General features: G+C 59.9%; 21 protein-coding genes and 4 pseudogenes. 11 read left to right on the top strand and 14 right to left on the bottom strand.

Annotated features, from left to right (window positions below; genetic code table 11):
* The 3 genes from IVB50_RS37725 to IVB50_RS37715 all read left to right on the top strand — a co-directional run.
* Positions 1–487: amidase family protein (locus IVB50_RS37725; protein ID WP_247299884.1), on the top strand; the 487-nt coding region annotated here is incomplete at its 5' end.
* Between the two features lie 4 nt (positions 488–491).
* The gene (locus IVB50_RS37720; RefSeq protein WP_247299882.1) at positions 492–1046 is read left to right on the top strand and encodes a DUF302 domain-containing protein; all 555 of its coding nucleotides are present in this window, start codon (positions 492–494) and stop codon (positions 1044–1046) included.
* A gap of 32 nt (positions 1047–1078) precedes the next feature.
* The gene (locus tag IVB50_RS37715) at positions 1079–1663 is read left to right on the top strand and encodes a TetR/AcrR family transcriptional regulator (RefSeq protein ID WP_018456644.1); all 585 of its coding nucleotides are present in this window, start codon (positions 1079–1081) and stop codon (positions 1661–1663) included.
* A 743-nt stretch (positions 1664–2406) separates the two neighbouring features.
* Here IVB50_RS37715 and IVB50_RS37710 read toward each other — a convergent pair.
* Positions 2407–2985 carry a DUF2939 domain-containing protein gene (locus IVB50_RS37710; RefSeq protein ID WP_247299879.1) on the bottom strand — a complete coding sequence of 193 codons (579 nt, stop codon included), beginning with the start codon at positions 2983–2985 and terminating at the stop codon, positions 2407–2409.
* 244 nt (positions 2986–3229) lie between these two features.
* Between IVB50_RS37710 and IVB50_RS37705 the strand changes: the two genes are divergently transcribed.
* The gene (locus IVB50_RS37705; protein ID WP_247299877.1) at positions 3230–3952 is read left to right on the top strand and encodes a DNA ligase; all 723 of its coding nucleotides are present in this window, start codon (positions 3230–3232) and stop codon (positions 3950–3952) included.
* Positions 3953–4701: 749 nt separating this feature from the next.
* Positions 4702–4878: a hypothetical protein gene (locus IVB50_RS37700; protein WP_198293370.1), complete on the top strand. Its 177-nt coding sequence runs from the start codon at positions 4702–4704 to the stop codon at positions 4876–4878.
* 30 nt (positions 4879–4908) lie between these two features.
* On the opposite strand, the gene IVB50_RS37695 is transcribed toward IVB50_RS37700, so the two are convergent.
* Positions 4909–5355, bottom strand: coding sequence for a response regulator (locus tag IVB50_RS37695; RefSeq protein WP_247299875.1), 447 nt, complete (start codon positions 5353–5355; stop codon positions 4909–4911).
* Positions 5356–5506: 151 nt separating this feature from the next.
* Between IVB50_RS37695 and istA the strand changes: the two are divergent.
* The 4 genes and pseudogenes from istA to IVB50_RS37675 all read left to right on the top strand — a co-directional run.
* Positions 5507–7039: pseudogene (gene istA, locus IVB50_RS37690) on the top strand (IS21 family transposase).
* An 11-nt stretch (positions 7040–7050) separates the two neighbouring features.
* A pseudogene (locus IVB50_RS37685) lies at positions 7051–7554 on the top strand (ATP-binding protein); the annotation flags it as partial.
* A 75-nt stretch (positions 7555–7629) separates the two neighbouring features.
* Positions 7630–8655 (top strand): IS110 family transposase, encoded by a 1026-nt coding sequence (locus IVB50_RS37680; protein WP_247299872.1) that lies wholly within the window; start codon positions 7630–7632, stop codon positions 8653–8655.
* Between the two features lie 287 nt (positions 8656–8942).
* Positions 8943–9116 (top strand): annotated as a pseudogene (locus tag IVB50_RS37675) (ATP-binding protein); the annotation flags it as partial.
* A 509-nt stretch (positions 9117–9625) separates the two neighbouring features.
* On the opposite strand, the gene IVB50_RS37670 reads toward IVB50_RS37675, so the two are convergent.
* Positions 9626–9895 (bottom strand): hypothetical protein, encoded by a 270-nt coding sequence (locus tag IVB50_RS37670; protein WP_247299870.1) that lies wholly within the window; start codon positions 9893–9895, stop codon positions 9626–9628.
* Positions 9896–10116: 221 nt separating this feature from the next.
* Between IVB50_RS37670 and IVB50_RS37665 the strand changes: the two genes are divergently transcribed.
* On the top strand, positions 10117–10275 hold the full coding sequence (locus IVB50_RS37665; protein ID WP_247299868.1) for a hypothetical protein: 159 nt from the start codon (positions 10117–10119) through the stop codon (positions 10273–10275).
* A gap of 127 nt (positions 10276–10402) precedes the next feature.
* On the opposite strand, the gene IVB50_RS37660 is transcribed toward IVB50_RS37665, so the two are convergent.
* The 7 genes from IVB50_RS37660 to IVB50_RS37635 all read right to left on the bottom strand — a co-directional run bounded on the left by IVB50_RS37660 (position 10403) and on the right by IVB50_RS37635 (position 15780).
* A complete protein-coding gene (locus IVB50_RS37660) occupies positions 10403–10783 on the bottom strand; it encodes a hypothetical protein (RefSeq protein ID WP_247299866.1) in 381 nt (126 codons plus the stop codon).
* Positions 10784–10887: 104 nt separating this feature from the next.
* Entirely contained in the window at positions 10888–11418 is a 531-nt protein-coding gene (locus IVB50_RS37655; RefSeq protein WP_247299863.1) for a hypothetical protein, read from the bottom strand.
* Between the two features lie 500 nt (positions 11419–11918).
* Positions 11919–12647: a Crp/Fnr family transcriptional regulator gene (locus tag IVB50_RS37650; protein WP_247299862.1), complete on the bottom strand. Its 729-nt coding sequence runs from the start codon at positions 12645–12647 to the stop codon at positions 11919–11921.
* A gap of 335 nt (positions 12648–12982) precedes the next feature.
* Positions 12983–13558 carry an ABC transporter substrate-binding protein gene (locus IVB50_RS42330; protein WP_253076223.1) on the bottom strand — a complete coding sequence of 192 codons (576 nt, stop codon included), beginning with the start codon at positions 13556–13558 and terminating at the stop codon, positions 12983–12985.
* Positions 13555–14037 carry an ABC transporter substrate binding protein gene (locus IVB50_RS42325; protein ID WP_346771317.1) on the bottom strand — a complete coding sequence of 161 codons (483 nt, stop codon included), beginning with the start codon at positions 14035–14037 and terminating at the stop codon, positions 13555–13557. Before IVB50_RS42325 ends, IVB50_RS42330 begins: the two co-directional genes overlap by 4 nt.
* A gap of 312 nt (positions 14038–14349) precedes the next feature.
* Positions 14350–14865, bottom strand: a complete 516-nt coding sequence (locus tag IVB50_RS37640; RefSeq protein WP_247299860.1) for a hypothetical protein — start codon at positions 14863–14865, stop codon at positions 14350–14352.
* A 444-nt stretch (positions 14866–15309) separates the two neighbouring features.
* A complete protein-coding gene (locus IVB50_RS37635) occupies positions 15310–15780 on the bottom strand; it encodes a cupin domain-containing protein (RefSeq protein ID WP_247299858.1) in 471 nt (156 codons plus the stop codon).
* Positions 15781–15910: 130 nt separating this feature from the next.
* Between IVB50_RS37635 and IVB50_RS37630 the strand changes: the two genes are divergently transcribed.
* The gene (locus IVB50_RS37630) at positions 15911–16642 is read left to right on the top strand and encodes a helix-turn-helix domain-containing protein (RefSeq protein WP_247299856.1); all 732 of its coding nucleotides are present in this window, start codon (positions 15911–15913) and stop codon (positions 16640–16642) included.
* 64 nt (positions 16643–16706) lie between these two features.
* On the opposite strand, the gene IVB50_RS37625 is transcribed toward IVB50_RS37630, so the two are convergent.
* From IVB50_RS37625 to IVB50_RS37610, 4 genes and pseudogenes are all read right to left on the bottom strand, one after another.
* Positions 16707–17525 (bottom strand): methyltransferase domain-containing protein, encoded by an 819-nt coding sequence (locus IVB50_RS37625; protein ID WP_247299854.1) that lies wholly within the window; start codon positions 17523–17525, stop codon positions 16707–16709.
* Between the two features lie 85 nt (positions 17526–17610).
* Positions 17611–18978 (bottom strand): tetratricopeptide repeat protein, encoded by a 1368-nt coding sequence (locus tag IVB50_RS37620; protein ID WP_247299852.1) that lies wholly within the window; start codon positions 18976–18978, stop codon positions 17611–17613.
* 809 nt (positions 18979–19787) lie between these two features.
* On the bottom strand, positions 19788–19997 hold the full coding sequence (locus IVB50_RS37615) for a hypothetical protein (RefSeq protein ID WP_083926435.1): 210 nt from the start codon (positions 19995–19997) through the stop codon (positions 19788–19790).
* A 64-nt stretch (positions 19998–20061) separates the two neighbouring features.
* Positions 20062–20231 (bottom strand): annotated as a pseudogene (locus IVB50_RS37610) (DUF3606 domain-containing protein); the annotation flags it as partial.
* Positions 20232–20683 lie beyond the last annotated feature (452 nt).

Below are 20683 nucleotides of genomic sequence, written 5' to 3'. Positions count from 1 at the left end.
GGAATTTCTTCGCCGCCATGACATTCCGACCACGTTCGAGGCCATTTACGAGGGCCTTAAGCCCCAACTTCGGCAGGCGTGGGGGCACATCGTACTGCCGGGTGGTGCAGGTGCCACCTCGGCAGAGGCCTATCGGACGGCGCTCGATGTGAGCCGGCCGGAAATCCAGCGACGGCTCAACACGGCGTTCGTCTCTCATGGGGCGCTGGTCATTCTGCAACCGACCACGCCCTGCACGGCGCCTCTGATCGAGGAGCGGACGACCGTCCATATCGCGGGGCAGGAAGTCAGCTACCTCGCTTTGGCGAACCACACCGTGTCGGCAAGCAGCGTGGGGCTGCCGGGTATCAGCCTTCCTGTTGGCTTGTCTCGCGCGGGGCTGCCGATTGGGCTCGAGCTGGATGCTCCCTTAGGGCGCGACCGGGAGCTTCTAAACCTTGCCCGCGGCATCGAAGGCATCTTGGGCGGCAAGTCGAGTGCGATCTAACGAAGTGGCCGCTTCGCGTGGCGAAGGGACCGCCTGCAAACAACGACAACCGATTAGAGGATCAATAGATGGCCAATGCACTGCACTCAACGCGGCCATTCCGGTCGAGCACGTCACCGTCCGCTCAACAAAGCCTTTCGAGGACGTTCGTGCCAAGCTCGCGACCTTGGCACCCCGCATCGATGACGGGATCTTCACTCTCCTGCGATACGGTGAAGGCACGCGCGCGCTGCGAGAGTTGGAGGCCGGTCCGCCGCTCACCATTTTCAGTCAGCGTGACCATGGGGCACTCCTGGCTATTGCTGGGCTGACGCGCCGATCCATCCAGTTCGATATCGGAAATCCGCTCACCGCAGCCAAGATGACCCGCCATCAACTGTCTGCGGGGCTATATGCGCCCATTCGCGTCCTATTGCGCGAGGATGACGATGGCGGTGTCGCGTTTGAATATGATCGACCAGCATCCGTTTTCGGTCAGTTTGGCAGCGATAATGTCGATGCAGTAGCCCAGCAGCTTGATCGCGACCTCCAAGCCCTGTTGGAAGCGGCTGCAGCCTAACGGCTGCGGGATATTGGTGGAGTGGAGAGAAGATGCGTTTTGAGAAAGGTCATAAAGCAGCGACGCGACGGCACATCATCGATGTGGCGTCGAAGTGCGTGCGCCGAGACGGCATCTCCGCCGCTGGGATCGCCGGGATCATGGGCGAGGCCGGCCTGACCAAAGGCGCATTCTCTCCGCACTTCGAGTCCAAAGACGCGCTCGTTCGCGAGGCGCTGGCGAGCGCGCTCAGCGACCAACAACATCGCCTCGATGAGGATCAGCGGAGGGGCCTGGCCCTCGAGGGGGCGATCCGGAGATACCTCAACCGCGCTCACCTCGAAGACCCGGCGGAAGGGTGCCCTTCGGCGGCGTTGCTCCCGGAGATCGCCCGCCAGCCCCTGTCCACTCGGCAGGACTACGAGAAAGCGCTGCGAAGCTACGTTTCGTCGCTGGCCGCACTACTTCCGGATGCCGATTCTGCAGCGAGCCGGCGCCGCGCGACCGCCATCTTCGGCCTCATGGTGGGCACCCTCCAGTTCGCGCGGGCCGTCCCCGACACTGTCCAGGCGGAGCAGATCCTGGAAGGCGGCGTTGAGGCCGCGCTGCAGTTGGCGCGAGCTCCATCTTCCTACTAGGAAGCACCGAAAGGCTATGGGCCATGATCACCGAGGTCAGCTTCTGACCTAGCGCGACATATCGCGCTACCGCACCAACTCGGTCGCGATCCGACGAGCAGTCCGGTTAGCAACATGGTGGTTCTGACCATGGGCCTTCTCCCGCGATGAAACAATTCAATGGCGGCTTCTCCGTGCATGGGACAGCGGCGGACGATTGGAGAAATCGGCTCAATCCAACTGAGCGGGCGTGTCTTGAGCGAATAGAAACGACGGAGGGGCAGATATCAGGCATTAGGACAGTGCAGGCAATCGACCGTCCGGGAAGTTTTAGCCTGCTGTTGGAGGTCGATCGTGCTGGTGGACCTGTCAAAATCCGATGCCAGGGGACCATGCGACCCGGAGGCGAACAGGTGACGGACGTGACAAGAGAGTAACCGCGCAGCTTGAGCTAAATTGCTAGCTGAGTTTGCCGTGCGGCCACCGGCGCGCTGCAGTTACATGCACAGCTTTGATATGATCAAGACGTGCGCGGTCTACCGTCTACGCTCCGCCCGAGCATCAATATACATGACCGCCGCGAACGTGATGCCTAGAGCTAAAACGCCGACGCCGCCGGTAATCAATAGACCTGCCATCATTGTGGGACGAGTATTCAGCGCAGGCACCAGGACTACAATTCAACAATAGTAACGAAATGAGACGGCGAGGCCACCAGCGCGGAGCGGCGGCGCGCTGGCGCGCTTCATCGGAGCGGGATGTTCTCAGCCGGCCTTGCTCTTCATAAGGCTTCGGGCCAGCGCTTGAACCGCCGCGTTCGGAAGCTGGATGCCCGAAAGCTTCCAGCCGTTCCCCTCGAAGTGAAGGCTTACGCCCCCATCCTTGTCGTTCTGGCCTAGACGGATCTGAAACTCGACCGGCTTAGTCGGAGATATTCGCCTCAGGGTTTCGAGCACCTTGGATGTGTCGATTTCCTTGAGGCTCAGCATGTTGGCGTCGACTCCCCCGACGCGGATGGCTCCCTTGTTCAAGACATCAGTCAGGTTTTCCGGGGTGAGAATCTTGCCGATCATCGCGTCGGCGATGGAGGCTCCGTAGGTATTCGCCGCCAACCGCTCCAATGGCTTCACAGGCCGTTCACGACCGATCTGCTTGAGGTAAGCGCCAACGATTTGATCGACCAACGATCTGCGTAGGCGTGCGGTGTCCGTCCGGGCAAGAACGTCGGCGCCGTTCTCGGCCCGAACCGCACCGATTAAACCACTCAGAGAGACGACGGCGGAACCAACGTAGATCCCCAGGCACACTAGCAAAGCAATCAAAGATCCGAAAAACCAACGCATTTGGCACCCATTCTGGATGCGGCCTTGATGGATGAGTTTTGTGAAGAGAATAGGGCCCGCTCAGGCGTCGGGGCGTTTATTACTTGCGCGCAAAACGACGGCCCCAGCGGGGCGGCTGGGGCCGTCTTGGAAACACTCCGGCTCGTAGGGGGGCTACCCGCCGGAGCGTATCCCAACCTGGCCATTTGCCGAATGTTCCCGGTTGGTAAAAAGGCAACGGAATGCCTATTTGCGCTGAATGCGTATGGCGTACGAGCTCTGCCTGGCGACCGCCGGCAAGCAGGTCCCCTTAGGGCCGGACTGGATCCACGAAGTGAAGCACGACGGGTACCGGATGCTGGTCATCCGAGAGAACGAGCGCGTGCGGCTGTTCTCGCGCAACGGCACCGACTGGACCCAGCGCTATCCGTGGATTGCCGAGGCCGCGCTGAACAACCGGCAGAAGCATTTCGTCGTTGATGGCGCGGTGATCCTAGGCATCGACGGTATTTCGGATTTCAACGCGCTGCACTCTCGCAAGCATGAGCACGAGGTGCAGCTCTACGCTTTCGACGTTCTCGCCATGGGAGGGGACGATCTCCGGCAGCTCCCGCTACACCTGCGCAAGACCAACCTGGAGCGGCTCTTGGCTCGCCGGCCGGACGGGATCACCGTAGCGCCGTTCGAGCGCGGTGAAATCGGCCCCGATCTCTATCGTGCTGCCTGCCGCATAGGCTGGGAGGGCCTGGCCTCGAAACATCGTGACCGGCCTTACCGCGGTGGCAAGGTAAAAACCGCACCCATCCAGCAATGTCGCGGGAGCTTTGACCGCGGCTTGCTTAGCTACTTCGACCCCGTAGCGGGATTCGCGGGTGCTGTGGATGGCGCAGTTGCCGGAGAACCGGCGCCCGCACCCGTCGTTGTTGGCGGGTTGGTTGAGCTGGTCTTGGTTGCGGGCGCGCTGGTCTGGTTCGACGCGGTCGTGTGATTGCCGGTGCTGTAGAAGATCGCGGCGATAGCGGCGATCAACACGATTGCGACCACCACCCAGGCTGTGGGGTTGTTCCGGTAGCTCTGATCTCGACGGTCCATGAGCAATCCTCTTGGGGGCTAGATATCCACCAAACCCGAGACCCTGTTAGCGTTCCTACCAATTTTTCCCGATTGTCCAACCCTGGCACGCGCAAACTTGAGGCCCCTTAGCGTGAACCGGCGGGCCCTAATTCATCGGCTGAGCCGCCGGCGCGTCAGTAGCCGCTGCGGGTCGCGCTTCCTGTGCGCTCGGCGCCGGCGCTTCATTGGTCACGCTCCCCTATGATGCGCTTGATCTCAGCCGTCACGATCGCCTGGTCCTCGGGCGAAAGTTGAGCACATGTCGCTGCGATCTGCTCGGCGGACTGCAGCTGCGTCTCTCGACTGCGACGCTCGTCGACCATCTTCTTGCTCGGGATCGCTGGCGATGTCCCGAGCGACGCGCGCGCCGTATTGGACGGCTAGTTGAGCCGAGCCAAATAGCTCCCCCACATCGTCCGCCTGTGTCTCTCCCCTGTGGAAAATCGGGAAGTAGTAACGTCTCATTGCTGCGGCCCTCGTCTTTTAGCCGCGATCATGCCCACGGCTCGGACGGCGCGCACCTGTCGGAAACGACAGGGTCCGTCAAACAGCGCCATTCACGAGGCATTTGCGAACCGCGCGACACGTGTTAGACCGCGCTCCTATCAACGAAGGAGTGCCAAGTTGGCCAAGAAGAAAAAAAGTGTTCGTCGCGAGTGGACGAAAGACGACCTGAAGACGCTGAAGTTACTTGCGAAGCAAAAGACTGGTGTCACGAAGATCGCAAAGAAATTGAAGCGAACGCCGGGCGCGACGGCGGCTAAGGCATTTGTTCTTGGCTTGTCGCTAAGCACGCAATAGCGGGCACCTACTTGGGGCTTTCCAGGTCCGCTATGAGTGCGAAGGCGGGATTTGGTTGTGCAGTTGAGACACTGCCGTAACCACCTGCGCGGGCGCGAACGGCTTGTTCAAGAGAACGCTGTTCGGTACGCCGTGAGACGGCCACTGATCAGCTGCAGCCCCAGTCATGTAGACCACGGGCATCTCTGGATTGATCTCTCTGGCTTGCTTGGCAACTTCCCATCCAGTGAGTTTGCCTCGGAGATGAACATCGGTGAGCAACGCGCGATAGCTGGTAGATTCGGTTTTGAGCAGGATAACCGCTTCTTCGCCTGATGAAACAATCTGCGGCTCAAATCCACCCCCGGACAGGGCTTCTCCGACCATATCCTGAATAGGATCTTCGTCCTCTACAACGAGGACTATCAGTTCGTTTTGCACCGGTGTGCGGATTCCGATCGATGTCGCCCAGGATTCCGAGATGATCTCGCCCACCATTCCGATTTGAAGTCGCCCACCCGTTCCGAGATGATGTCGCCCACCATTCCGGGATGATGTCGCCCGGGTGACGAGGCCTCTTCTGGCTCCCATAGGATGAACCCTTTCGGCTTTGCGAAGGGGACCCTGGATGCCGACGGAGAGGCTTGCGATGCGCCGTGTGCGCGATGTGATCAGAATGAAGGCGGCGGGGCTGCCGAGCCGCGAGATTGCGCGACGGGTGGGCGCGGCGCCCTCGACGGTGCGACTGGCGCTCCGGCGGTTCGAGGCCGCGGGCTTGAGCTGGCCGTTGCCAAACGACGTCACCGACACGGTTCTGGAACTTCGCCTGTCGCGAAGACCGGCAATGGCAACCGTCAGGGTCACCGCCGCATCGCCGAGCCCGACTGGGCGAGCGTGCACCGCGAGCTCAAACGCAAGCACGTGACGCTGTCGATCCTGTGGGAGGAATATATCGCCGCGGAGCCTGGCGGATACCGGTACTCGCGCTTCTGTGAGCTCTACCGCGCCTGGGAGGGCCGCCTGTCGGTGACGATGCGCCAGGCCTATGCGGCGGGCGACAAGTTGTTCGTCGACTATGCCGGCGATGGCGTGCCGGTGGTGGTCGACCGCCTGACCGGTGAGCGCAGAACGGCGCAGATCTTCGTCGCCGTGCTCGGCGCATCGAGCTTCACCTACGCACAGGCGACGTGGACGCAGGGGCTCGCCGACTGGATCAGCGCCCATGTTGGCGCCTTCGCGGCGATCGGCGGCATACCGGCGCTGGTGGTGCCCGACAACACCAAGGTCGCGGTCATTAAGGCGAGCCTGTACGACCCGCAGATCAATCGTACCTACGCGGAGATGGCGGCGCATTACGGCACCGCCATCTTGCCGGCGCGGCCGCGCAAGCCGCGCGACAAGGCCAAGGTCGAGCAGGCCGTCCTCATCGTCGAGCGCTGGCTGCTCGGTCGCCTGCGCCATCGCACCTTCTACAGCCTGGCCGAGGTCAATGCGGCGATCGGCGAACTGCTCACGAGGCTGAATGAGGAGCGGCCGATCCGGCGGCTCGGCGTGACACGCCGCCGGTTGCTCGAGGAGGTCGACCGGCCGGCGCTCAAGCCATTGCCGGCGTCCCCCTATGTCCTCGCCGAGTGGCGGATCCGCCGCGTCAGTCTCGATTACCACGTCGAGGTGGAGAAGCATTACTACAGCGTTCCGCATCGCTTCGCCCGCGCCGAGGTCGAGGTGCGGTTCACGGCCCGTACCGTCGAGATCTTCCACAAGGGCGAGCGGATCGCCGCGCATCAGCGCATGAGCGGCAATCACAAACACACCACCGTGCCGGAGCACATGGCCTCCAGCCATCGGCGCTACGCCGGCTGGACCATCGCGCGTATCCGCCAGGACGCCGCCGCGATCGGGCCGGCGACCAGCGCGTTGTGCGACCTCATTCTCGACGAGCGCTCGCACCCCGAGCAAGGCTTCCGCGCCTGCCTCGGCATCCTCAGGCTCGCCGCCTCCTATGGGCGCGAACGGCTGGACGGCCGCGGCTGCGCGGGCAATCGACGTCGGCGCGCGCACCTATGGCTCGGTCAAGTCGATCCTCGCCAACAATCTCGATCGGCGTTCTGCTCACCAGCGTTCCGCGGACGATGCGCCGATCCTGCATGCCACCATCCGCGGACCGCGCTACTACAATTAGGAGATCATCCCTTGCTCACCCATCCGACCCTCGACCGCCTCAACGCCCTCGGCCTCCACGGCATGGCCAAGGCCTTCGCCGACATCGAAGCCACCGGTGAGGCCGCAAGCCTCGGCCACGCCGAATGGCTCGCGCTGCTGCTCGAACGTGAAGCCTCGCTGCGGCACGACAAACGGCTCGCCACTCGCCTGCGCTACGCCAAGCTGCGCCAGCAGGCGTGCGTCGAGGACATCGACTACCGCACCCCGCGCGGTCTCGACCGCCCGCTGTTCGCTAAGCTTGTCGAGGGCCGTTGGATCGACGACCACGTCAATCTCCTGATCTGCGGCCCGGCCGGCGTCGGCAAGAGTTGGCTCGCCTCGGCGCTCGGCCACAAGGCCTGTCGCGACAATCGCTCTGTGTTCTATCAGCGCGTCCCGCGACTGTTCGACGATCTGGCGCTCGCCCGCGGCGACGGCCGCCATCCACGCCTGTTGCGCGGCCTTGGCCGTGTCGATCTGCTGATCCTTGATGATGTGGACGGCCTCACCTCAGCGGCATCATAGTGCCAAGACGTGGTCGCCGGAGCGCCACAAAAAGGGAGACCGTCCATGCAAAAGTTTATCAGAATAGGTGTCGATCTCGCCAAGAACTATTTTCAGGTCCATGCACTGGTCAGCGAAGGCGGTTCCGCTGTTACACGTAAGTTGACGCGATCGAAGATGCGAGAGTTCTTTGCGCAAATCGAGCCTTGCTGCATCGGCCTGGAAGCCTGCGGCTCAGCCCATTATTGGGCCCGCGAGCTCCAAGCGATGGGGCACGAGGCATTTTTGATGCCACCGGCTTACACCAAGCCTTACGTCAAACGCGGCAAAAATGACGCCGTCGACGCGGAAGCTATCTGCGAAGCAGTCTCCCGCCCTGGAATGCGCTTTGTACCTATCAAGAGCGCGGAACAACAAGCGACGCTGACGTTGCACAAAACGCGAGATCTTCTGGTTAAGCAGCGGACGATGACAGTCAATGCTTTGCGCAGTCATCTGGCGGAGTTCGGGATTATTGTCGCCAAGGGCATCGGGCATGTCAGCGATTTGCTCCAATTGGCTGAAACGGACGCGAGGCTTCCGAGTGTAGCCAATGCAGCGGTGAAGGCCTTGGCGCAGCAAATCGACGCGATCGATCAATCGCTCGACGATCTTGAGAAGGAGATCGCCAACGCTCATTCACGAAGCGAGATGAGCCAGTTGCTCGTGGAAATTCCTGGCGTCGGCAAACTCACTGCTACGGTGATCTCCGCCAGCATGCCAGATCCGAATGTCTTCAGATCGGGACGCGATTTTGCCGCTTGGCTTCGCCTTACGCCAAGGCAAAACTCAAGCGGAGGCAAACCATCGCTCGGAGCCATCACCAAGCAGGGGAATCAATACATAAGGAAACTGCTCGTGCTGGCGGGGACCTCGCTGCTAAATGTCGTGGGCAAACGTAAGGGCGTCTTGCGGGACTGGATCGTCGGGCTGTTGGCGAAAAAGCCCGCGCGCCTCGTGACGGTCGCAATTGCGAACAAGCTCGCTCGGATCATCTGGGCGATGATGAAGACCGGCGAAAGCTTCCGCACCGAGATGTTCATGAAAGCATGAACAATCCACTCGTCTCTAGTTGGGCATCCTAAAGGGAGATCTGTAGTCTCAAGTTTGGTGAGCACGGCGAGACATGATGAATGACACGGTCATTACCGAAGACCAGGAAAAACCCGGCCAGTCGTCTGAGCGTAAAGCTCGCATCCTTGATGCGGTTCCCGGTCGTCGGATTTCATCAGGGCCAGCGGAGGCATAATCTCTGCACTAACAGGCCGGACATACGATCGAAGCCGACCAAGTCGTTCAAAATGTCAAAAAGTGCTTGCCATCAGAGGCCGTCCACATACGATGATTGGGGACTCGAGCCGCTCGACGCCGGTGCCCGTCACGACCTCCTGGAAATCCTCGAAGATCGCTACGGTCATCGCTCCACCATCGTCACCAGCCAGCTCCCCGTGGACCAGTGGCATCTGCTCATTGGAGATCCCACCTATGCCGACGCCGTGCTCGATCGTCTCGTCACCTCACCGGTGAGAGCCTGCGGCGAACCCGGCAATCCGCCCGAAAGACCTGAGCCCGTGGCGCTGTGGACATGCCGCTGCGCTTGGACAACGCAATCGCGTTGCCCACATGCCCACAGCAACCGCAGAAGAAGAAAACAGGTCGAAGTCGCGATTCCAGATTGACCACGCGGCTTGACCGATGCCAGAGAACCAGCCGGCCAGAACGCCTCGCCGCTGGGCGAGATCAAATCGGAAAGGTGGGCGACATCGTCTCGGAATCCACGGACGACTTCATATCGTTACGCCTGGGCGACTTCGTCGGAATCCGCACCGGTGCCCATCCTCAGTCGCACGACCATCGCGGCAGGACTGATAAGTGCAAAAGGGCACAAAAGTTCCGCTGGCGAAACCGGCGCCTCGAGGCGCGACAAAAATGAGCCCCAGCTCCGGGGGGCAATGGGGAAGAGCTGGGGCGACTGCATTACCCACTTGGGGATGGGTATTGGGAAAACTTGGTAGCCGGCGAGTTACGTTCCAGTTGCTGCTCCGGCGGCAAATGGTTTAGCGGCCTCTATCGTCCTTGCCGTTGGGACTGCCATCGCCGCCACCATTGCCCAGCCATTGTTACCGTGGTGGTGCTCATGGTGATCATGGTGGACGGCCCCCGCACCAGAGTGCGCGATCGCATCGGAAGTGAGGGAGGTCGATAGCAGTAGCGTGATGGCTGGAGGTGTCACGGCAGCGAACTTTCCGCAGGTCTTCAGAAATTCGCGGCGGTCATCGTCTTGGTCAGGCATGGCGTTCTCTCCGGGGCTGGCGGAAAGATTAAATACGCTAAACTAAATTAAATAAATTAAACTATGTTAATGGGTCCAGTCACGAACTGCGACCATGAGTTCGGGCCAGGCTGCCCACGTCCCGTAGCTCCCTCATTAGAGTCGAAATCAGCATTTCGCGGCGCGAGCCCGATGTCATAGCCTTACTAGTTTCCTCTGCCGGATTTAGCCGGGCCTTTTTCATGAAGTTCTTTTTGATCGCGGTCGCCATCTGGCTGCTGCTCAACGTGCTCTATGTTCTGGTCGTCATTCCAGCGCGAAAGGGGCGCTTGCCGCCGCCTGTTGTTCGGGCAGTAGCCGCCATCAGACGGCTCATCAACGAAAGACGTCGACCCCCCTGAAGGGGGTGGACGGTTAAGTCCACCATTGGGCCTTGGCCGACTACCTAAGGCGAACTGGCATGTCCGGTCTTGAAGACCCGAAGCCGCGATCATCGTGCCAGACCGTTCGCAGCGAAAGTCCGCTGGGTCACAAGCCGCCGAACTGGCGCCGGGCTGCAAACTTCCGGTCTGCACTTGTGAGCTGACATGCAGCGACACCCCGCCAACGGAAGCGCCATGAGCGGAAGATGCTTGCTGGCGAAGAAAGAGGCCGCACGGTGCGGCGGCCTTTCATCCGTTGCTCGTCCGCGTGTTCTTGTGCCACCCGGCGGGCTTCCAGGCCGCGCTCATCCGATTGGGTGGTGAGATCGAGGATCATCTGCGCTTGGCGAGCCAACGCCTCGAAGTTCTTCGCAACTTGACGGAGCGAGTCTCTGGTCCCCGGATATTGGCAGTTATCCGCTTTCGTGTGGAACTCCTCCGCACGCATAAGCCAGTATTTCGGTGGGTGCATACGCTCCACGCCCATAGGCCAATCCCCCAATTGGGCCGTTCAGATTCTTGATGCAGGTTAAGTGCGCTCGTTCCCGGATGCATGTTAAAACAGCAAGGCAGGCCACTGCTCAACTCAAACTAGGCCACTTCGGAAACAGGCCAGCGTCCGACCGTCATCAGCCGGAGCGATCGAGAAGCCGCGATAGGAACGATGCCCATCATCCGCTCTTGGTTCTGCATGCGTTTCAGACGCATGAGGTTATCGGTTCGGTAGCCGGGAGCGGCCCTCAGCCCTAGGGCGTGCCACCTTGGCCTGGGGCCGTTCTTTGCGCTGAAGGTTGAGCGCTGGGATGACGGCGAGACTTCATCCCAGCTGAGCCGCGATTTATCGAAGACTTGGGCGACGGACTTCCCGAGATGCCCCTTACCTCTGATCCATCTGGCGAGTTCGATGCCTCGAACAATGAAGCGTTGTTCTTTGCGATGTTCGCGGGCGACGACCGCATCGATTGCCGAGTGGATATAGCCGCCCTGCGGGATCGCGCTGCGGCAGACGGAACCAGCCCAAGCGACGTTATTGAGACCTTCAAGAGGCATCGCTCGACAATTGAGCGGATCGCAAGTGAACAATACGACACCGGCGCAACGATGCCCGTTGTGCGACCGCATCAGCTTACGCCGGGGTAGCTCGTTCGGCCTTCCTCTCGGGGGCTAGCGAGGGCTCGATTTTGGCGGCTGCAGCCTCGCCAATATCCTGCGGTCGGCAGCTCTGACGGTGATTGCCTTGTTGAGCATGGCCGCCATTTTTTTCCCAATCCGCAAAGCTTCTAGCTCGTCCTCGGCATCCAAGGCCATGATCGAGCTTTCTGGACAAGCGACCTCACCGCATTCCCGCGGACGTCCGGGGTCAACAGGATAGTTCTTCAGGGCACCGCTCCCTCGGTTTATAGGCCACTGTTGCCGTAAGCAGGCCGCCCCGGACGGCGGAGGAACGGCCCCGGCTTCAGCGGGCTGGAGATTATAGGCCGGGGCCGCTCCGGCAGCTCGGATGAGCGAGGGAGACAACAAACCAAGTACCGAGGGCAGGTTCCTAACGGAGCGTCAGCAGGTCCTCGCGGCGTCAGCAGCCGCGGCGTGAGGTACCAACTAGCTGCGAGGCTCTGAGTTTTCTAGCGGCTTGGCGTCAGATGGAGATAGGCCCGATCGAATCCTGCCAGATCTTTCAAGCGTTCCTGGTCGAGCAAGTTGAAGCCGGACTTGTCCGTTTCCACCAACCGTTCCCCGCGCAGAGCTTGAAGGGTACGGTTCGTATGGACCACTGAAAGTCCCAAACAATCGCCAAGATCAATTTGAGTGATGGGCAAGCTAAACTCCCCGCCGCGAGTGCGTCCGATTGCTTCAAGTCGCTCGTGCACTTCGATCAACAGGTGAGCCATTCTCTGCAGCGCGGCGCGCCGCCCGACATTCACGATCCATTCGCGGAAGATAGAACCATCGATCAAGGTCTCTCGCCACAAGGCCGCGGCTAGGTGCGGGTGTCGCGCCGTCACCTCCGTCAGCTCGGCGTGCGAAATGAACCCAAGCGTGCAAGGCGAAAGACTGACCAGATCATGGTCCATGATCCCGAGGTGAAGGCTTTGAAGGTCAGGTATGTCGCCGGGAATATGCAAGGACAGGACCTGTCGCTCTCCGTCCGCGGTCGTTTTCGAGCGGAAGGCAAACCCCTCAACGATCAGGCAGCACTCGCCGGGACGAACGCCATCAGCGACAATGATTTCACGCGCGCCGAGATGCCGCTCGCGAATCCGCAGGCTCTGAATGGCGCGGATGTCTTCGCCATCCAGGTGGTTCGATACAGCGAGTTTCGTAATGAGCGCTGACGCAAGATTTGCCGGCATCCGATCACCCTCGTGCGACCTAAATGACGACACGCCACTCCGGCCTGATAGGCGGGAGTCGCTTGAACTCTCAGCGCCGGCGCCCAATGATATCTGCCGGGGATAGAAATTAACCTAGCAGGAATGAAACCGGTGGTGCGAGCTAAAATCGGCCGCTGTGGTCAGTTAATTGCGAACGCATTGATCCAAGTTAAAGGTATCGGCTTCAATTCCGCTATGGGTCGAAAAGCGGCGGTAGGCTGCAAGCTGGATCGGTGTCCGGTTTGCCCTCTGCCAGCCGACATGACATGCTCCAAGCGACTTTCGGGTATGGGCCCATGCACCGCGGCGGAGCCTTATTCGATCACTTCGTCGGCCCGTATCAGCAACGAGGTCGGCACGGTGAGACCCAGCGCTTTGGCCGTCTTTACGTTGATTATGAGGACGAACTTCGTTGGCCTTTGTACCGGGAGGTCCACAGGTTTGGCACCCCTGAGGATCTTGTCTACATAGTCGCCCGCATGACGGAATAGATCGGCGGTATCGGCCCCGTATACCGATAGTCCCCCATCGGCATAATGCCGAAACAAGTAGTTTGCTGGCAGGTGATACTTAGCCGCGAGCGCGATAATCCGCTGCGCCTGGGCATAAGTGAGCGCATCGCCGAAATCAATGATCGCATCGGCGTGTTGGGCGGCGGCCGAGGCAAAGGCAATGTCGAGTTCTTCTGGCTTGGTCGCCGGAACGAGAGGCAGAGCCACGCCGAGGTGCCGGGCTATGCGTGGGATCTCTTCCGCGAAGTACAGCCTTTGCAGTGGATTGTCTGGATTGATCAAGACTGCGATTTTAGATGCGCCGGGAACAAGTTCTCGAAGAATTTCTAGACGTTTTGCGAAGAAGTCGTCGGGGACGTTGGTCGTCACGCCCGTCATGTTGCCACCTGGTCGCGACAGGCTTTGCCGAGGTGCACGGGATCAGCGACACCCACGAATACGATGGGAACCGTGCCGGTCGCGGATTTGAGCGCTATTGCTGCTTGCGGTCCTGGAGCGATCAGGATGTCGGGGCCGAGGGCCATCAGCTCGGCGATGGAGTCGGTCAGTCGATCTGCGGGTTGAGAAAACCGATACTCAATGGTGAGGTTTTTTCCCTGTATCCAACCTAGGCTTCGCAGCGCATCAATGAACGCAACCTCGGATTGATTAAGGGCCTTGCCGCTTCCATCGCCTATGGCGAGAAAGCCGAGTCGACGACGCTTGCCTGCCCCTGCGAAGAACGTGGCGAAATGAGCAGCGCCGCAGTTCCCGCAATGAACTCTCGTCGCTTCATTGCAATCCTCGCAGAAGCCTGAAGACAACGACCAAACAATGATACCACGTCTCGGTGCGGATCCCTTTCTGACCTCGACCACAAACGTACTCACGTCGGCTTGGACCCGCGACGGCTTCTGTCATGACGCTGTTCGGCTCACATCCCCAGAGTGTTCAACTCTTGTTTGAGGTCAAGGCCAACTATGAAGCCGGGCATTAGGTACCCAATTCGCCAAGTTGCCGCTGTTGTGGCCATCCTGCCAAGGGCCATGCAACCGGCACTTGCCAGATCGCAACGAAAACCTCATCGCCTCATCAGCATTGTCTCCGCCGCCGATGATCACGTCACTGCTCCATGCCAGGCGATATCACTGGCATCGTTTCAAGTACGTAGCTGTTGGCACCTGGTTGGCTCAGTTCGTCTTGGTGAACTTGTACGTTCCCTTCTTGTGACCAATGACCTGGCTGATGCCATCGAAGTTACTCTTGAGCGGGTCGATGGTGACGACGAGCGCAGCCTGCAGACCTTCAAATTTCCCCGTTCCACCAGTGATCTTGCAATTGTTGGGAGATCCCGGCATCCAGTCACACTGTTCGAACACTTGATCGCCGTCCTTGTCGATGTAAGTACAAAACCCGTGAATCTCCGCGGTCTTTGTGGACGAATCCGTAAGGCGGCTCAATTGACAGCGTCCACCCATGTTGTTGAGTACAGGGTTTCCAGCCTCGTTCGAGGCTGCCATGGCTTGGTTCACAAAAACAAACTCTCTGCCGTTGCCTATCGACATTGGCTTGGGTGCTGGAATAGGCGTGGCGGTGAATATGACCGAGACCGAGCCTTCCGGCGGCACGCCCTGTGCAACGGCGCTAAAACTGGTCAGAATGGCAACGACCGAAAACAATGCGATGAGTACACGATTAAAGGCCATCGTTCCCTCCCTTTGTGATGGCGCAGAGAACTAATGCGAGCGAGCAGGCTACGCCCCGAGGAACACTCCAGCAAGAGTTACAGATCTACAAACAGTAACACAGTGTCGCAGGCGGAGCTCAGCACGCGAGGGTGCGTCAGTAGAGCTGATCCACTTGACTGTTTGCGCGGGTGAGGCCGCCGCGAATGAGCATTTCCGCTTCGGCTCAGAAGCTGCCTCGAGGCAACTTCAGCTACGCGACCAGTTTACCAGCGACACCGGACATCACGGTGTCTGAGGCGCTCTTCGGCTTAGGGCGTAGGCGTGCGCAGGCGCAAACAACGCCGATACGCGAAACGGCGGTGGGCCGAGCTGCCGCTTCCGAAGCCACTTTGTTCGCTCCAGCCGGTCCCAGCTCGCAGGGCCAAGCTCCCTTGCGAGCCCACGTCACAGACGAACAGCCTTCTAATGATGCCTGACCGGAATCAGCGAAGGCCCGTTCAGGTTAACCGGCAGTATTTCGAAGAGCACGTGCACCATGGGTGCATCCGTCTTGTTAAAGACAGTGTGGTTCATATCGCCAGATTCAAAGAAGAAATCGCCCGGGCCGTAAACTACAGCCTTGTCTGGCAAGACGTAAGTCATGTAGCCGGAGGTGATTTGGCGGATGCCGGGGCCCTCGTGATTGTGCTCACCCACATGTCCGCCGGGCGCAAGCGTCAACTCGGTGACTCTGAGCTTGTACTTTCCATTGATCTCCTTGAGGAATCCTTCAAGTGGCGCCTCGAACTTGATTTTGGCGACCAAGCCGTTGGTATCGACTTTGACTGGGCTTACGCCTACTTGCGCGCGCGCCTCGCCCGCCTGTCCAAGCAATGCCACGAACGGTACCGTTGCGAGAGCCAGGAGAAAATCGCGTCTGATGTCGTTTGGCATGATAAATCTCCTTTTCCGCCAGTCGACGTTAATGGCAATCGAAGCTGCAGCGTAAAGCGCTCGCCGAGCTCTAAGCTAGTGCGAAGACCGGACTACTTCCGCACCCCCGCGCGGCGTGATACGCTCAATCATGTACCGTTACGGCCAATATTGTCCCGTGGCGCGAGCGGCGGAAATCCTTGCCGACCGTTGGACTGTGCTCATCGTGCGCGAGCTGCTTGCCGACGTTAATCACTTCAACGAACTTGAGCGGGGTCTTCCTCACATGTCCCGCACGCTGCTTGCGGGACGGCTGCGGCGGTTGCAGCAAGCCGGCGTGCTGGAACGGCGCGGAGGCTCGCGGGGCAAGCACACTGAATACCGACTGACATCCGCCGGGCGCGACCTGCAACCGATTATCGACCAATTTGGCGGATGGGGAGCGCGCTGGGCTTTCGGTGATCCTCGGCCGAACGAACTCGATCCCGTCGTCCTGCTGTGGTGGATGCGGCGCCGCGTGCGCATCGAAGCCATCGGGAAACGCCGCGTGGTGATCCAGTTCGATTTCGGTGGCGGGCCGAGGCAGCGCTATTGGCTCCTGATCAAACGCGCAGACGTTTCGGTCTGTCTCAAGAACCCCGGCTTCGATATCGATGTGATTGTCTCGACGGACATCGTGGCGTTTTATAAAGTTTGGCTGGGGCGAGTAGGCTTCTCCGAAGCCTTGCATAGGCAGCAGGTCCGGCTGGAGGGGACGCCCGCCGACGTTCGCGCTTTCTCGGGGTGGTTTGCTTGGAGTCCCATGGCGGACACGGTACGCGCTGCGCGGGCCGATCGGCGGACTGCGTCGTCCATCCAACGAGCGTCATCCAGGCTAGACTAGCCGAGAGGAGCACACGCTGAAGCTGTTGCGTCATTCCCTATGTCCGGGTAGGCCAAGGCCAGACTTAGACGGTTGCAGTAAGCAAGTGAGCGGCTATTGGGAACGACAACCCACGACTATCAACATATGGCTCTAAAGCTGCATTTGTATCGGATATCAGCCGTTGCCGAGCCGCATCGCTTGCTTGCGACACATGACTGGCCAGTGGCGAACCCGCAACATAGGTGGATACAAATCGTTCGACGGATGGAAACTCGATGGCACCGACCCTCCGTTGAACCGTGATGTCCTGAAAGTTCGCAGCAGCGACAAGTCGGCTCAGCTCATCGGCATCGGCCAGTCCAAATGGAGCTCGCATGATCGTGGCCGCCGCTGGACCGATGTGGCGCTCCAGTATTTTGGCTAATGATTGAAACCCGGGACTTCGATCAATGCCGCACCACACCATGAGGACGAGCCTTCCCCTTGAACATAGAACTCTGCGCATTTCGCGCAAAGCAGCTGGTCTGTCGGCGAAGAACTGGAGGCCCAGTTGGCAGTACACAATATCAAACGCGCTGTCGGGTAACGGCAGTTTGTCTGCACTGGCCTCCTGCCACTGAACCGAGGCAGCGTCATCGGCCATTCCAAGCGATCGTGCCACGTTCAACATGCCAGGATTGAGATCGATGCCCGTCACGACCCCGGTTGGGCCCACCTTCACCGCCGCCAGGCGTGCCACTATTCCAGTGCCGCAAGCAATATCGACTACGCGTTCGCCCAACTTCGGTCGAGCGAGGTCTATCAGGATGGTGGCCCATGGCGCAAACACAGCCGGGACCAACTCCCGTTCGTACACTTCGGGCGCACTACCAGCGACCTGCCACTGACCTTGCTGGCCCATCAGATGATGCCAAAAGGGCGTTCGCTCCTGCGCTTATAGCTCAACAGAGCGATGTCCGCCACGGGCAAGCGAATAGCCCTGCTTCTTATTGCTCCCGAACCCCTCCCTTCCTCAGCCCATCGAGAATGTCGTCGATCTCTCGACGAAACTGCGGGTTCGTTGACATTGAGTAAACAAGATCACGGTACCACTGGACCGTGAAGTTTGGTCGCAGTTTGTTCAATTCAGTCAAGCTCCGCTGTGCCTGTTCCAATGGCCCCGTGACTCCATAAGCCGAAGTCAGATCTACATAAGCGTACATGTGCGAGTTGTTCAGATTGACCGAGCGCCCGCATTCCTCGATGGCCTCTCCATATTGGTGCAAGTGCAAGTGTGCATGGCAGAGCCAGAAGTGCCATTGGAAAGCAAAAGGATCTCTCGGGCTGAGACGGAGAGCCAATTGGACCGGCGAGAACGCTTCGCGCGCGCGCCCGGAGGCGACGAGTGCAATTGCTTTAGCAGCGTAGGCAGCTGGATTATTAGGATCAATTTCGAGCGCCGCATCGTATTCAGCCAATGCCTCCTCAGGACGTCCAAATAGAAGAATGGTTCCCTTGGTCGTATGAGCACTCGCGCTTGCCGGGCTTTTGGACAGAACTCTGTCGATGAGGTAGATCGCTTGCTTTTTGTCTTCAACAACGGACGAAGACCATCGGTTGTTCACACCAGCCGCCAGACACCGCGCTTTGCCAATCATGGCTTCAACGTTGTCCGGATCGAGGCGTAGCGCGTTATCGAATAGGTCCATTGCCTGACCATTTTGGATCTTCGACTGCGGCCCATAGAGCTTTGCCCAGCCGCGCATCGTGAAGTCCGTGGCGTCTGGATTTCTCGATCGGTCCACTTCGCTGCGACGGCTTTCGGCTTGGATCAGTTCGATGTTAAGCGAGCGCGCGAGCCGCGCTGTGATCTGGTCCTGCAAGGCGGCGAGGTTCGTACGGTCGCCGTCGAAACGATCGGACCAGACGTCCCGACCGCTCGCGATATCCGTAAGTGATACGTTGACCCGAACCTGATCCCCGTTGCGCCGCACCGCGCCCTGGACCGCCCAGCGGATGCCAAGGTCCTTGCCGAGCGTCCTGAAGTCGATCTGCTTGTTCTTGTATGTAAACGCCGTTCCGCGTCCGATAACGAACGCGCCGGGCATTTGCGCGAGGTCGGTCGTCAGGTCGGTCGTGATGCCATCGGCGAAATAGTCCTGCTCCAGATCATTACTGACGTTTGCGAACGGCAGAATGACAAGTGACAAGCGGGGAGCAATGTCAGGCCGGGCAGTAGCTTCCCTCTGCGTCTGTTGCTTGTCCGGAAACACGTCGGTGCGGAGCGTCTTCCACACAGTCCAATAGCCGACGAAGCCACCCGCGATCGCACCGACAGCCGCAATCGAAGCGAGCGCCCCGCCGATCATTTGCATTCGCACCCGGAAGCGACCCTTAAATTTACGCCTCGATGCCGGTTGGTCCGGAGGCTCGTCGTCAGATGGCGTTTTGTTCAGTGGGTCACTATCGGATGCTGGTTTATTCGGTCGGTCGCTGGAGACTTCAGAGTCTGTCACCATTGCCTCCCCGCAGGGGCCAAACGCCCGGATGCTCGAACCTAACAGAGTTTTGAGGTTTTGCGTGGGTCAAGGTTGCTGACTAGGTTCACGGCCCTTACAAGTGTTGCGGTGGTGTTGAATGGACGTCCGGTTCGCGTCAGAAGCTGCCTTCGAGCCAATTTCAGCTAGCGACCGGCTTACAGCGACAGTGACGCGCTCTTGCGATCATCCTTTTGCGCAGGCGCAACAACGCCGATACGCGAGACGGCGATGGGAAGCGTGCCGAGCTGCCGCCTCCGACGCCACGTTGACAGCGGACCCGACGCTCGCTCTAGGAAAAATGGACAGTCCCGCTCGCAGGGTGAAGCTCATTTAGTGCGCCCGCTGTAAGACGCGGGCCAGCCTGCCGTTGAACACGATCCGCCGCCCACTGGATACGCCGCTTTGGAAGCTGGAAGCTTCACTCAGATGTCGGGCCGGTCGAACGCCCCGCTCTTCGCCGCCCGCACGCATGATCAAGTTGACCGATGGGCGGCAGATCGCGCCTAACAGGTGGGTGCATCCGACCGAGGAGCGTTTATGCGCGACCCACGACCAAGTTTGCCGTTGAATTGACGACGCATTGGCGACGTTCTCGTTATCGCTCGCTTCACAGGATGTGGATCGTGGACCGATCAAGCGGCCCGTCAATGACGGCGCTTCTTCACGCCTGCGTCTTCGATGATCTGGCTGGCATCCGGCTCTTCGATTCCCGCGTCTATGTCCGGCGACCTGTTGCAGGCGCACGGATCACCGGCACCACACTGGCAGCCGAGCTCTGCGCTCCATGCCCGGTCCGGGTGGTTCTCGCAGACAAAGCCTAAGCCAAAGCAGATGGGACAGTTGGGATCGGTCATGGCATGAAAAAGCGCGCGGGCCTTGCTCCAAAGATCGCAAGCATACCGCGCGCCTCGGTTGCGCCGCCAATTCTTTGCGAACCGCGGCGGCCGAATTGCCTACCTTGTCGACGGCCTTCCTCAGTTCGTCCGTGGAGACGCCAGGTTGCTTGGTCCAGTACTTGCCTGGAACTCTTCATGCATGTTGATCTTGCTACGGTCGCGCTGGTCCCCACTGGTGAGATTGTCGCTCATCCCCCTCCTCCATCGCCTGTACAAGCCGTTCATCGTCAAGAACGGTCAGCAGGTCATTGATCGTCTTTTCGCTGTCCCTCGGCCCAGGCTCGACATAGCGAGCCAGGATGGCTTGGGCTTCTTCTACCGCTCGGGTTACGCGATCCGGCATGCCGATACTCCACTCACTGGCAAGGAAAACGCCCGTAAGAACGGCGTGTTCCCAAAAGGAAGGCCTCCGGGAGAGCAGAGGCCTAGTCTGGGGAGGTTGCATATGCTTGGAGAACTTGACCTGCTGCGCCCCGTTCCTACCGCTGCGCATGAAGCTGGCGCCTCCGCGCTGATCGCTTAATCTGCGTTATGGGTGCGCTCGATGCGTATTTCGGCGATGGTGAGCGGCGATTTCAGGCGATCGTGAGCAGCTGTTTCGCGCGATGATGAGCAGCGGCTTTGACCGACATGGGTGATTGGTT

Origin of the sequence: Bradyrhizobium sp. 87 (genome assembly GCF_023073015.1) — a bacterium.
Classification (GTDB): domain Bacteria; phylum Pseudomonadota; class Alphaproteobacteria; order Rhizobiales; family Xanthobacteraceae; genus Bradyrhizobium; species Bradyrhizobium canariense_D.
Note: the sequence above shows the minus strand (reverse complement) of the source record. Positions and strands in the feature narration are given on the sequence as shown.

Excerpts from the sequence above, each read along its gene's own strand:
- IVB50_RS37715 (WP_018456644.1), top strand. The coding sequence starts at position 1,079 with ATGCGTTTTGAGAAAGGTCATAAAGCAGCGACGCGACGGCACATCATC.
- IVB50_RS37710 (WP_247299879.1), bottom strand. The coding sequence starts at position 2,985 with ATGCGTTGGTTTTTCGGATCTTTGATTGCTTTGCTAGTGTGCCTGGGG.
- IVB50_RS37705 (WP_247299877.1), top strand. The coding sequence starts at position 3,230 with ATGGCGTACGAGCTCTGCCTGGCGACCGCCGGCAAGCAGGTCCCCTTA.
- IVB50_RS37695 (WP_247299875.1), bottom strand. The coding sequence starts at position 5,355 with ATGGTGGGCGAGATCATCTCGGAATCCTGGGCGACATCGATCGGAATC.
- IVB50_RS37680 (WP_247299872.1), top strand. The coding sequence starts at position 7,630 with ATGCAAAAGTTTATCAGAATAGGTGTCGATCTCGCCAAGAACTATTTT.
- IVB50_RS37670 (WP_247299870.1), bottom strand. The coding sequence starts at position 9,895 with ATGCCTGACCAAGACGATGACCGCCGCGAATTTCTGAAGACCTGCGGA.
- IVB50_RS37665 (WP_247299868.1), top strand. The coding sequence starts at position 10,117 with ATGAAGTTCTTTTTGATCGCGGTCGCCATCTGGCTGCTGCTCAACGTG.
- IVB50_RS37660 (WP_247299866.1), bottom strand. The coding sequence starts at position 10,783 with ATGGGCGTGGAGCGTATGCACCCACCGAAATACTGGCTTATGCGTGCG.
- IVB50_RS37655 (WP_247299863.1), bottom strand. The coding sequence starts at position 11,418 with ATGCGGTCGCACAACGGGCATCGTTGCGCCGGTGTCGTATTGTTCACT.
- IVB50_RS37650 (WP_247299862.1), bottom strand. The coding sequence starts at position 12,647 with ATGCCGGCAAATCTTGCGTCAGCGCTCATTACGAAACTCGCTGTATCG.
- IVB50_RS42330 (WP_253076223.1), bottom strand. The coding sequence starts at position 13,558 with ATGACGGGCGTGACGACCAACGTCCCCGACGACTTCTTCGCAAAACGT.
- IVB50_RS37640 (WP_247299860.1), bottom strand. The coding sequence starts at position 14,865 with ATGGCCTTTAATCGTGTACTCATCGCATTGTTTTCGGTCGTTGCCATT.
- IVB50_RS37635 (WP_247299858.1), bottom strand. The coding sequence starts at position 15,780 with ATGCCAAACGACATCAGACGCGATTTTCTCCTGGCTCTCGCAACGGTA.
- IVB50_RS37630 (WP_247299856.1), top strand. The coding sequence starts at position 15,911 with ATGTACCGTTACGGCCAATATTGTCCCGTGGCGCGAGCGGCGGAAATC.
- IVB50_RS37625 (WP_247299854.1), bottom strand. The coding sequence starts at position 17,525 with ATGGGCCAGCAAGGTCAGTGGCAGGTCGCTGGTAGTGCGCCCGAAGTG.
- IVB50_RS37620 (WP_247299852.1), bottom strand. The coding sequence starts at position 18,978 with ATGCAAATGATCGGCGGGGCGCTCGCTTCGATTGCGGCTGTCGGTGCG.
- IVB50_RS37615 (WP_083926435.1), bottom strand. The coding sequence starts at position 19,997 with ATGACCGATCCCAACTGTCCCATCTGCTTTGGCTTAGGCTTTGTCTGC.